Origin of the sequence: Bradyrhizobium sp. PRIMUS42 (genome assembly GCF_023006515.1) — a bacterium.
Taxonomy (GTDB): Bacteria; Pseudomonadota; Alphaproteobacteria; order Rhizobiales; family Xanthobacteraceae; genus Bradyrhizobium.
The window spans coordinates 1-11,146 of record NZ_JALBGZ010000140.1; the positions used below are offsets into that span (position 1 = coordinate 1).

The 11,146-nt window shown below is 63.6% G+C and carries 9 protein-coding genes and 1 pseudogene; 4 read left to right on the plus strand and 6 right to left on the minus strand.

Translation table 11 applies throughout. From position 1 onward, the window contains the following. Nucleotides 1-956: pseudogene (locus tag MOV75_RS13595) on the minus strand (methyl-accepting chemotaxis protein); the annotation flags it as partial. A 243-nt stretch (nt 957-1,199) separates the two neighbouring features. Between MOV75_RS13595 and MOV75_RS13600 the strand changes: the two are divergent. Next, entirely contained in the window at nt 1,200-2,495 is a 1,296-nt protein-coding gene (locus MOV75_RS13600; RefSeq protein WP_246925666.1) for a hemolysin family protein, read from the plus strand. 69 nt (nt 2,496-2,564) lie between these two features. Here the strand turns inward: MOV75_RS13600 and MOV75_RS13605 are convergent, their stop codons facing one another. The 3 genes from MOV75_RS13605 to MOV75_RS13615 form a co-directional block, all read right to left on the minus strand. Then, nucleotides 2,565-2,804 carry a PilZ domain-containing protein gene (locus tag MOV75_RS13605; protein WP_246925664.1) on the minus strand — a complete coding sequence of 80 codons (240 nt, stop codon included), beginning with the start codon at nt 2,802-2,804 and terminating at the stop codon, nt 2,565-2,567. 101 nt (nt 2,805-2,905) lie between these two features. Continuing rightward, the gene (locus MOV75_RS13610) at nt 2,906-4,609 is read right to left on the minus strand and encodes an FMN-binding glutamate synthase family protein (RefSeq protein ID WP_246925662.1); all 1,704 of its coding nucleotides are present in this window, start codon (nt 4,607-4,609) and stop codon (nt 2,906-2,908) included. Nucleotides 4,610-5,027: 418 nt separating this feature from the next. Beyond that, complete coding sequence (locus MOV75_RS13615) at nt 5,028-5,801, minus strand: ferredoxin--NADP reductase (protein WP_246925660.1); 774 nt, start codon at nt 5,799-5,801, stop codon at nt 5,028-5,030. 369 nt (nt 5,802-6,170) lie between these two features. On the opposite strand from MOV75_RS13615, the gene MOV75_RS13620 reads away from it, so the two are divergent. Then, nucleotides 6,171-6,983, plus strand: coding sequence for a RimK family alpha-L-glutamate ligase (locus tag MOV75_RS13620; RefSeq protein WP_246925659.1), 813 nt, complete (start codon nt 6,171-6,173; stop codon nt 6,981-6,983). A 158-nt stretch (nt 6,984-7,141) separates the two neighbouring features. On the opposite strand, the gene MOV75_RS13625 is transcribed toward MOV75_RS13620, so the two are convergent. Continuing rightward, entirely contained in the window at nt 7,142-8,098 is a 957-nt protein-coding gene (locus tag MOV75_RS13625; protein WP_246925658.1) for an amino acid ABC transporter substrate-binding protein, read from the minus strand. Between the two features lie 9 nt (nt 8,099-8,107). Further along, the gene (locus MOV75_RS13630; RefSeq protein WP_246925656.1) at nt 8,108-9,406 is read right to left on the minus strand and encodes a dicarboxylate/amino acid:cation symporter; all 1,299 of its coding nucleotides are present in this window, start codon (nt 9,404-9,406) and stop codon (nt 8,108-8,110) included. 212 nt (nt 9,407-9,618) lie between these two features. On the opposite strand from MOV75_RS13630, the gene MOV75_RS13635 reads away from it, so the two are divergent. Beyond that, the gene (locus MOV75_RS13635; protein WP_246925655.1) at nt 9,619-10,620 is read left to right on the plus strand and encodes an NADP-dependent oxidoreductase; all 1,002 of its coding nucleotides are present in this window, start codon (nt 9,619-9,621) and stop codon (nt 10,618-10,620) included. A 156-nt stretch (nt 10,621-10,776) separates the two neighbouring features. Next, on the plus strand, nt 10,777-11,146 hold a 370-nt coding region (locus MOV75_RS13640), incomplete at its 3' end, for a cysteine rich repeat-containing protein (protein ID WP_247005945.1).

The window sequence follows — 11,146 nt, forward strand, 5'->3', positions numbered from 1 at the left end:
AGCATCGCCAGCGCGCCATCGCGCGCAGCTGAGGCGCGTTCGGCCGCTTCCGCCAGCGCGGCATCGCGCACGCCGTAGAACATCTGGATGGCGGGCACGATGACGGTCGCCAGTTCATCGGCGCCGAGTACATATTTGCCGTCACTGCGCGCCGCGGGCATCTCCTTGTCGATGATCGGCGCTGCTTTTCCGAAATACGCTTCCACGGCGGCCTTGAACGCCGCGACGAGGCGGGGCGGATTGCCGAGCTGATCGATGCCGGCCTCGATGCGCTCGCGGTCGGCTTCAACACGACCCTGCATGCGATCCATCAGCAAAGCTTCGGCGGCGGTCAATGGCCGGCGTGCGGACAGCGGGAATGACAGCGTGGCTGCACGGCTGCCGGCCGCAACCCGCAGATCCTGCGCCGTCCGTGCCAGGCGCAGCAACGACGCAAGCGAGGAATCCGCGCTGATGACCTTGGCTTCAAGCCGGTTCATGGTCGGCTCGATGGTGGCAAGCACCTCGGCAACGCCGGGCAGGAAGCCTTTGATCACAGAACCGTCGCGCGCCGCCAGAGGAACGCCCATCGTACGATCTGCCGCGGTGTAGACCTCCTTCAGCCGCCGTGCGGCGCGGTCGATGTTTTCGACCATCGTGCCGCCGTCATCCAGCACCATGATGGTGCGCCTTGCAGCCTCGAAGGAGGCATCGGCGGCTTTCGCGGCCTTTGCAGCGGTTTCGAGCTGGGCCTGCGTCGCAACGCCTTCCTGGAACATCGGTCCGACGTAGGGGGCGCGAAGGCCGGCGACGTGCTGGCTGACCGTCAGCATCGCACCAAAGGCATCGACGGTCTTGATCGCGTCGGAGCGGTTCGTGAAGATGCGTGCCTGGGGTATCAGGACCTCCGCGCCCAGGATGACTGCAAAAACCGTCACCGTCAGCATGGACAGCGCGAAAAGCTTCCCGATCCGCATCTTGCGTTTCCCCAAATACACTTCTGCAATGGCGAAAACCTAACCGCCGCCCACTAAGAGCCCGTTAAACATGGTGTCCCGTAGTTCCACGGACGCACGCGCGAGCTTGTCGGGCAGCTCATCAGACCGCGCCCAGTTCCCGCGGGCGCCAAATGCGGCAAAATTGACGGCATTTCCTCGCCGAATACCTATATCAAGGCAGGTGCCGCCCATCCGGCCACACTCCCTTACCTCGGAACGTCAATGCTCTCGGTCGAACTTGCCATCGTCGTCGTCCTGATCGTCATCAACGGCCTCTTGTCCATGTCCGAGCTCGCCGTGGTCTCGTCCCGTCCGGCCCGGCTGTCGCTGCTCGCAGCCAAGGGCGTTCGCGGCGCCGAGCGGGCGCTGATTCTGGCAGCAGATCCCGGCAAATTCCTCTCGACGGTGCAGATCGGCATCACGCTGGTCGGGGTGCTCTCCGGCGCATTCTCGGGCGCCACGCTCGGACAACGGCTGACGCAGTGGCTGCTCGAGTTCGGGCTGTCCCCCGGCATTGCCGACATCGTCGGCGTCGGCCTTGTGGTCACGCTCATCACCTACGCCACCCTGATCGTCGGCGAGCTGGTGCCGAAACAGGTGGCGTTGCGCGATCCCGAGAGCATCGCGGTGAGGGTTGCGCCGGCCATGCACGTGCTTGCGAAGGTCTCGCTGCCGCTGGTCTTCCTGCTCGATCTCTCCGGCAAGCTGATCCTCACTTTGCTCGGCCGTGGCGGCAAGTCCGAGGAGAAGGTCTCGGAGGACGAGATCCATCACCTCGTCAACGAGGCCGAGAGCGCAGGCGTGCTCGAGCCCGGCGAAAAGGAGATGATCGCCGGTGTGATGCGGCTCGGCGACCGGCCGGTGGGCGCGGTCATGACGCCGCGCACGGAGGTCGACGAGATCGACCTCAACGACGATTTGGCCGTCATCCAGGAGATCATCGCCAAGAGCCCGCACTCGCGCTTTCCCGTCTCCGACGGCGACCGCGACAAGCCGATCGGCGTGGTCCAGGCCAAGGACCTGCTGGTCGCCTATATGAACGAACGCTCACCGGACCTGCGCGCGCTCGTGCGCGAGGCGCCCGGCATCCCGGCGTCGGCAGACGCGCGCGACGTGCTGACCATCCTGAAAACTGCTCCGGTTCACATCGGTTTCGTCTACGACGAATACGGTGGCTTCGAAGGCATGGTGACGGCCGCCGACATCCTCGAGTCGATCGTCGGCGCCTTCCATTCGGAAGCGGGACCGCCGGAGCCGGCCTATGTCAGGCGCGCAGACGATTCGCTGCTGATCTCCGGCTGGATGCCGGTCGACGAATTCGGCGAGTTGCTCGGCGTCGAACTACCGCCGCACCGCTACAACACGGTGGCGGGCCTGGTTCTGCAACAGTTCAGCGCGCTGCCTGACACGGGCGATGCCTTCGACTTCGGCGGCTGGCATATCGAGGTGATCGATCTCGATGGTCGGCGCATCGACAAGATCCTGGCGAGCCGGTTGAACGAGGTCGAGACGGGGTAAATTGGACGGCGGGGCGAAATCCAATCTAAGCTGTCGTCCCGGACAAGCGTCAGGCCGCAACCCGCACCCTCAACCGAACTTCACCCCGATCCGCTTCTCCTTGCGCCAGACCACTGTGCAGAGCAGGTGCTTGCCGTCGGCCGGGACGAACAGGGTGAAATGCTCGGGGATGCCAACCGGGCTGGTGACGTCGAGCGCCGCGCCGGCGTCGGACAGGTTGCGAACGGTGCAGTCGATCGCGCCGCCGCCGAACTCGATCGTTCCGGCCTTCAGCACGCGATGCCTCGCCTTGTCGCGCCGTTCGTCCATGGGCACAATCTACACCCAAAGTTGAATCAAGCATTAAACGCAGCCCCGCTCGCGGTGAATTTACGCGCCGGGGCCAGCCACCCTGCCGGCCGGGGCGACGCTCACAGCGCCGGCTGGAACGTGTCGGCCTGCGCCATCCGCCAGGCGTCGCGAAAGCGCGGGTCTTCGGTACCTTCAAGCAGCTCGCCCGGACGCAGCGCCGGATAGAGCTGCGCGAAGGACTGCACCTGGGTCGTCGAGGTCCGTTGGCTGAAATGGATCGGGCGCAGCTGCTGCGGATGTTCGAGGCCGGCGGCGGCAATCAGCTCGGTCAGCGAATGCAGCGTCGCGTGGTGATAATTGTGCACGCGGTCGATCTTGAGCGGAACGTAGAGCGCTCGCGCACGCGTCGGGTCCTGGGTCGCGACGCCGGTCGGGCAACGATCGGTGTGGCAGCTCAGCGACTGGATGCAGCCGAGCGAGAACATGAAGCCGCGCGCCGAGTTGCAATAGTCGGCGCCGATCGCCATCGCCCGCGCCATGTCGAAGGCGGTGGCGATCTTGCCGGAGGCACCGATCTTGATCCGGTCGCGCGCATTGATGCCGATCAGCGCGTTGTGGACGAAACTGACGCCCTCGCGCATCGGCATGCCCAGATGGTCCATGAACTCCAGCGGCGCCGCGCCGGTGCCGCCCTCATTGCCGTCGACGACGATGAAGTCAGGATAGATGCCGGTCTGAAGCATCGCCTTGCAGATCGCCAGGAATTCCCAGGGATGGCCGATGCACAGCTTGAAGCCGGTCGGCTTGCCGCCGGAGAGGCGGCGCATCTCGGCGATGAACTGCATCATGCCAACAGGCGTGGAGAAGACGCGGTGCGAGGCCGGCGAGATGCAGTCCTCGCCCATCGCGACGCCGCGGATCTTGGAGATCTCCTCCGAGACTTTCGCGGCCGGCAACACGCCGCCATGGCCGGGCTTGGCACCCTGGCTGACCTTGAGCTCGACCATCTTGATCTGGTCGTCGCCGGCAACGCGCGCGAACGCTTCGGGATCGAAGGTGCCGTCGAGATGACGGCAGCCGAAATAGCCGGAGCCGATCTCCCAGATGATGTCACCGCCCATCTCGCGATGATAGGGGCTGACGCCGCCCTCGCCGGTGTCGTGCGCGAAGCCGCCCTTCTTTGCGCCGGCATTGAGTGCCCGCACGGCATTGGGGCTGAGCGCGCCAAAGCTCATCGCCGAGATGTTGAACACCGAGGCCGAATAAGGCTTCTTGCAGTCGGGGCCGCCGATGCCGATGCGGAACTTCTCCGCCGCATGCGTCTTCGGCGAAACCGAGTGATGCATCCACTCATAGCCCTCGCGGTAGACGTCTTCCTGGGTGCCGAACGGACGCTTGTCGAGCTCCATCTTGGCGCGCTGATAAACCACCGCGCGGGTGTCGCGCGAGAACGGCATGCCGTCCTTCTCGCTCTCGAAGAAATATTGCCGCATCTCGGGGCGGATCTCTTCGAGCAGGAAGCGGATATGCGCCGAAATCGGATAGTTGCGCAGCACCGCGTGGCTCTTCTGCAGGAGATCGCGGACGCCGAGCAGCGTCAGCGCGCCGAAAATCAGGATCGGCACCAGCAGGATGTCGAAGATCTTGCGGTCGGCGATGCCGATGCCGATCAACAGCGCGGTGACGACCGCGCAGATCGTCAGCACGATGAAGCGGGGCGAGAATGGCAGCAGCAGGGTTTCCATGATCCCCTCTTCCGCCAGCGGCAGGCGTTTGGGGGATGGGTGTTGGGAGGATTCCTGCGTCTTGTTGTCGTCGGCCACGATCCGATCCTCTCGCCAGCATGAGGCGGTACGATACGCCCTCGCCTGTCATACGGATATGACGCGGCCCTTGTTTCAGGCTAGCGAATTCGGCCGAGACAAATCAATCAGCCCGATGGGCGGGGTGCGGTGCAGCAAGGGGGTTGGGGGAGGAAGAAAGGGCGTGCCACCGGCCCCTGGAGGGGCTGCGCAAGGGCCCCAATGCAGTCCACAAGCTCAGCTGTCGTCCCGGGCAAGCGTCAGCGCAGACCCGGGACCCATAACCAAAGGAAGTTATTTGACGAAGCCTCGTGGTGACCAGCTCGCACCATAACCCTCGCTGGGGTTGTGGGTCCCGGATCTGCGCTCCGCTTCGCTGCGCTTGTCCGGGACGACGAGTTGCGTGTGGCGCGCGATCACGCCACTTCTTCAACCGAGCTTACCGCTCGACGAAGGCCTTCTCGATCACGAAATGGCCGGGCTTGTTGCCGCTTCCCTCGATGAAGTCGCGGCCTTCGAACATCACCTTCAGCTCTTCCAGCATCCCCGGGCTGCCGCACATCATGACCCGATCGGTCGCGATGTCGAGCGGACCCTGGCCGATCTCGTTGAAGATCTGCTCGGAGCTGATGAGGTCGGTGATGCGGCCGCGATTCCTAAACGGCTCGCGGGTCACCGTCGGGTAGTAAATCAGCTTGTCCGCGAGAAGCTCGCCGAACAGCTCGTCCTCACGCAAGGACGCGACGAGCTTCTCGCCATAGGCGAGCTCGGAAACCTGGCGGCAGCCGTGCACCAGCACGATGGATTCGAACTGGTCGTAGACTTCGGGGTCCTTGATCAGGCTCGCGAAAGGCGCAAGGCCCGTCCCGGTCGAGAGCAGCATCAGCCGCTTGCCGGGAAGCAGATTGTCGGTGATCAGCGTGCCGGTCGCCTTGCGGCCGACCAGGATGGTGTCGCCTTCCTTGATCTTCTGCAGGCGCGAGGTCAGCGGGCCGTCCTGCACCTTGATCGAGAAGAACTCGAGCTCTTCCTCGTGGTTGGCGCTCGCCATGCTGTAGGCGCGCAGCAGCGGACGGCCGTCGATCTCGAGGCCGATCATGGCGAACTGGCCGTTCTGGAAGCGGAAGCCGGTATCGCGCGTGGCGCGGAAGCTGAACAGCGTGTCGGTCCAGTGCTGAACGGAAAGAACCTTCTCTCGGTAAAACGCGCTCATGATTTTCGATATTCCGAATAATTGCGGTTTTAGGGCAAAAGCGTTGCCCGGCCCAGAAATCGGGGCGGACACCATTGCCATGGCGGAGGATTTCGCGTGTGTGATCTACGCCATTGAGACCAATAATCAACCTCGTTTCGGATGCAATTGACGCTGATCAAACCGGCATTTGCGGCGGAATTGGCCGCATCATTAATGAATCTGCTGCCTGCCATGCCGGGAGGGCAATTTCTTTTCCCTCCAAGGCTCGATTGCAGCACTTAATTTCCGTCGCGCTCGCGAGAATTTCATTAAGAATAGCTCTGATTTTCCGCGCGGTTGGCGCTATTGCCCGTGTTTTTGCGGCTTTCGGCGACAGGAACAGCAGAGATGGCAAGCGGCGAGCGAATCTTCGTTCAGGCGATCAGGCGCTATTGCGCGGACCACGGCATCGTCGTCGATGTCCGCGCCGGCGGTTGGCTGATCGCGATGCGCCGGGGCGAGGCGCGCCATTTCGCCTTCGGCTACGACATCGGCCTCAACAGCGCCATCGCGCACCGCCTCGCCAACGACAAATCGGCCACGGCCGAAGCGCTGACGCTTGAGGGCGTGCCGTGCGTTCCCCATCACCTCTTCCTCAACCCGAAGCTCGGCAAGAATGTTGTTGGCCCCAGCTGGCGCGATGCAATGCTCGAGCTGCTCCACGACCATCCGCTAGGCGTGGTGGTAAAGCCGAACGAGGGGACATCGGGGCGCTCGGTGTTCAAGGTGACGACGGAGGCGGAACTCGACCACGCGGCCGGCGACGTCTTCTCGATGAGCGCCGGCCTCGTGATCTCGCCCTATCTGGCAATCGAGGACGAGGTCCGTGTCGTGCAGCTCGGTGATGTGCCCCTTGTCGTCTACAGCAAGCGGCGCGGCAGAGATTGGCGACACAATCTCGATGCCGGCGCAAAGCCGGTGCTGCTGGAGGATGGCGCGGCTCGCGCGGTCTGCGTGAAGCTCGCGATCGATGCCGCGCGCGCCATCGGCATCATCTTTGCGTCAATCGATTTGGTGCGCGTCGATGGCACCTGGCGCGTGCTGGAGATCAATTCCGGCGTGATGATGGAGGCGCTGGGCAAGCTGCATCCGGAGCTGGTGCAAGCAACATATGACGCTGCGCTGGATCGGGTGTTTGGTGAAGTGCGCCGCGAGCATTGACCTATTGCCGTCATCCTGAAGTGGTCGCTTCTTCAGCGGCCCTCGAACGACGACGGCCCGTCTGACAGCTCGGCCGTTCATCCTTCGAGGCTTGCTCGGCCGTGCACTTGCACCGCCGAGCGCGCACCTCAGGATGACGGGGACAGAGGCAATCGCCTCTAATTATTCGCGCTGGCGGAATCGTCCATCGCCTTGAAGGCTTCCTCCAGCTGCGGCGAGATCGGCACGTTCAGACGTTCGCCGGTCGGAAGCCTCGCGGTGAACCATTTGTTGTAGAGCGGGACGAGGTCGCGGTTGGAGCCGAGCTTGCGGAAGGCGCGCTCGACCAATGCGGACAATTGCGGCTCGCCTTTCCTGAACATGATGCCGTAGGGATCGTAGGACAAATAATCGCCGGTGACGCGGAACTTGTCCTGCGCCTTGTGGCGCGCGATCAGGCCGGAGAGCAGGATGTCGTCGGTCGCGAACGCATCGGCCTTACCCTCGGCGAGCATCTGGTACGATTGCTCGTGATCGCTCGCGGTGACGATGTTGAGGCCGAGCGAGAACTTCTTGTCGGCCGCATGCATCGCCTGCTCGTTGGTGGTGCCCTTGGTCACCACCACGGTCTTGCCCTTGAGATCGGTGACCGCAGCGACGTTCGACGCCTTCGGCACCATCAGCTTGGTGCCGGCGACGAACATCAAGGGCGAGAAGGCGACGCGTTTGCCGCGCTCGGCATTGGCCGTGGTCGAGCCGCATTCCAGGTCGATCTTGTTCTGGAGCACGGCGTCAATGCGGTCGTCCGAGGTGACCCTGACATAGTCGATTCTGAGATTGGGATCGTCGACCTCGACGCCGATCTCCTCGACGATCGCCTCGCAGAGCTCGAGGCTGTAGCCGATCGGGCGGCCCGACTGGTCGAGGAAGGAGAATGGCGGCGAACTCTCGCGGTAGCCGAGCCGCACGGTGTGCGCCGCCTTGACGGCCGACAGCGTCGGGCTCAGCCCTTCGCCGCCAGTCTGGGCGAGCGCCGAGCTCGCGAACAACGACGTCGCCGACAAAGAGGTCGCGAACAACGACGCCGCCAGCCACAGCCGGCTTGAGGTCAGCGACCTCGCCAATATCTGGCCCATGGTTCACTCCTACCCATGGCCGGCCATCGCGGGCACTTCGCCCGGCACCATGTCATCAGGCACGACGTCACTGGGTCCGAGCGCATGCTCGGGCCCGAGCTCGCCTTCCCATTTGGCCACGACCGAGGTCGCAAGGGTGTTGCCGATCACATTGGTGGCGCTGCGGCCCATGTCGAGGAAGGTGTCGATGCCCATGATCATCAAGAGGCCCGCCTCGGGGATGTTGAACTGCGCCAAGGTCGAGGCGATCACGACGAGGGAAGCGCGCGGCACGCCGGCGACGCCCTTGGAGGTGATCATTAGCGTTGCCAGCATCGCGAGCTGGGTGCCGAGCGGCATGTCGATGTGATAGCTCTGCGCGATGAAGACGGCCGCAAAGGTGCAGTACATCATCGTGCCGTCGAGGTTGAAGGAATAGCCGAGCGGCAGCACGAAGCTCGAGATGCGCGACGAGGCGCCGAAGCGGTTGAGCGCCTCCAGCGTCTTCGGATAGGCCGCCTCCGAGCTCGCGGTCGAGAACGCGATCATCAGCGGTTCGCGGACCAGCTTCAAGAGATGGCTGTAGCGTGGCCCGATCACGATGAAGCCGACGATGACCAGGATCGTCCACAGGATCGCCAGCGAGAGATAGAAGCCGCCCATGAAGACGACGAGCTTCCAGAGCACCAGCAGGCCGTTCTTGGCGACCGTCGCGGTGATGGCGGCCCACACCGCGAGCGGCGCGAACAGCATTACATAGCTCGTCACCTTCAGCATGATGTGGCCGACGTCGTCGATCATCGCGAGGATCGGCTTCGAGCGTTCGGGCATGGAGCCCATCGCCACCGAGAAGAACACCGCGAAGATCACGATCTGGAGGATCTCGTTTTGCGCCATCGCATCCGCGATTGAGGTCGGGATCAAATGGGTCAGGAATTTCTCGATCGAGAAGGCCGAGACCGGCAGGCCGGTCGATTGGCCCGCCTGCGGCAGCGTGCCCGGGAAGTTCGCGCCGGGCTGCAGCAGGTTCACCATCACGAGGCCGAGCAGCAGCGAGACGAAGGAGGCGCTGATGAACCAGCCCATGGTCTTGGCGAAGATGCGGCCGAGCTTGGAGCCCGATCCCATATGGGCGATGCCACCGACCAGGGTCGCGAACACCAGCGGCGCGATGATCATCTTGATCAGGCGCAGGAACATCATGGCGATCAGGTTGATGGAGGAGGCCCAGTCGGCGCGCGTGTCGGGGAGGAAGTTGTAGATCGCCGATCCCATGACGATGCCGAGCACCATCGCGGCCAGAATGTATTGCGTGAACCTGTTCGACATCGTTGACCCCCAAGTACACCGGCGCTTCATGATGTCGCAGATATCACAACGACGCAACACGCTTCGCGTGTGATCGCGTTTTCAGGATGTTCCCGTTGTGAAAAGGAACGCCGCGATCTAGCCTTCATGCAGCGCACAACGCATGCCGCCTGCACGTTTTGCTTGCGGCGGCTGCATCAATAATCGTCAAGACAATCAAAGAGGGAAACGCCATGAGCGGCAACATCAATCGCCAAATTCTGCTGGTGGAAAAGCCCAGCGGCAAACTCGGCCCCGAGCATTTCAAGATGGTGGAGAGCGCAACCCCGGAGGCAAAAGACGGCGAGGCCCTGCTGCGTGTGCGATACATCTCGCTCGACGCCGCCAACCGCGCCTGGATGCATGGCGCGACCTACCGCTCCGCGGTCGAGGCCAACAGCGTGATGGCCGGCGGCGCCATTGCCGAGGTCGTCAGCTCGAAGGCCGACGGGCTTGCGGCGGGCGACATCGTGTTCGGCGACACCGGCTGGCAAGAATATGCGGCGGTGCCGGCCAAGCATCTCACCAAGATGCCGAAGCTCGAGCCGATGACGCATCTGCTCAGTGTGTTCGGCATCGCCGGCCTCACCGCCTATTTCGGCCTGCTGGAGATCGGCAAGCCCAGAGAGGGCGAGACGGTCGTGGTCTCCGCGGCCGCGGGCTCGGTCGGCTCGATCGTCGGACAGATCGCCAAGATCAAAGGATGCCGCGTGATCGGCATCGCCGGCGGCGCGGACAAGTGCAACTGGCTCACCTCCGAGCTCGGCTTCGACGCCGCCGTAGACTACAAGGACGGCGCGGTCTTCAAGGCGCTCCGTGCCGCTGCCCCTGTGGGGATCGACGTCTATTTCGACAATGTCGGCGGCGACATCCTCGAAGCCTGCCTCCCGCAGATGAACAATTACGGCCGCATCGCCTGCTGCGGCGCAATCTCGCAATATGACGGCGCGCCCTCGGCGCACGGACCGCGCGGCGTGCCGGGACTGATCGTGGTGAAGCGGCTCGTCATGCAGGGCTTCATCGTGATGGATTACATGAAGGAGAGCCCGCGCGCGCTCGCCGACCTCCAGGCCTGGGTCAAATCCGGCAAGCTGAAGGTGCAGGAAGACATCATCGACGGATTGCAGAACACGCCGAAGGCGCTGATCGGATTGCTCGCGGGCGAGAACCGCGGCAAGCGCATGGTCAAGCTCTGACGACGTAGTTACGTCGCAATTGCGTCGGCAATATCTACTTGCGGTAGAAGCGGAAGCGGCCAATGATATCGCTCGCGAGGCATCACTTCGCGACGACTGCGATTGCGCGACTTTGATTGATTGTCAAAAGATTTCGACAGGGCAGGAATTCATCCTATGTTCAACACGTTGAAACAAGTCTCAGCCCGCACGGCGTTGCTGGCGGCGGCACTGTTCGCAACTGCAGCACCCGCATTCGCACAAGCGCCGACCGAGGCGCAGAAGGGCGCCATCCGGTCCGCATGCCGGTCGGACTTCATGGCGCACTGCGCGAGCGTCACGCCCGGCGGCGTGGAAGCGTATCAATGCCTGAAGAAGAACATGTCGAGCCTGTCATCGGGATGCCAGACCGCGGTTCGCGCCGTCGAGCCCGCTGCGGCTCCGAAGACGGAAGCCGCTCCCGCCACGCCAAAGACTGAAGCTGCGCCCAAGGCGGAAACCGCGCCGGCCGCGCCGAAGGCTGATGCCGCCCCCGCGGCAAAGCCGG

Excerpts from the sequence above, each read along its gene's own strand:
- MOV75_RS13600 (WP_246925666.1), top strand. The coding sequence starts at position 1,200 with ATGCTCTCGGTCGAACTTGCCATCGTCGTCGTCCTGATCGTCATCAAC.
- MOV75_RS13605 (WP_246925664.1), bottom strand. The coding sequence starts at position 2,804 with ATGGACGAACGGCGCGACAAGGCGAGGCATCGCGTGCTGAAGGCCGGA.
- MOV75_RS13615 (WP_246925660.1), bottom strand. The coding sequence starts at position 5,801 with ATGAGCGCGTTTTACCGAGAGAAGGTTCTTTCCGTTCAGCACTGGACC.
- MOV75_RS13620 (WP_246925659.1), top strand. The coding sequence starts at position 6,171 with ATGGCAAGCGGCGAGCGAATCTTCGTTCAGGCGATCAGGCGCTATTGC.
- MOV75_RS13625 (WP_246925658.1), bottom strand. The coding sequence starts at position 8,098 with ATGGGCCAGATATTGGCGAGGTCGCTGACCTCAAGCCGGCTGTGGCTG.
- MOV75_RS13630 (WP_246925656.1), bottom strand. The coding sequence starts at position 9,406 with ATGTCGAACAGGTTCACGCAATACATTCTGGCCGCGATGGTGCTCGGC.
- MOV75_RS13635 (WP_246925655.1), top strand. The coding sequence starts at position 9,619 with ATGAGCGGCAACATCAATCGCCAAATTCTGCTGGTGGAAAAGCCCAGC.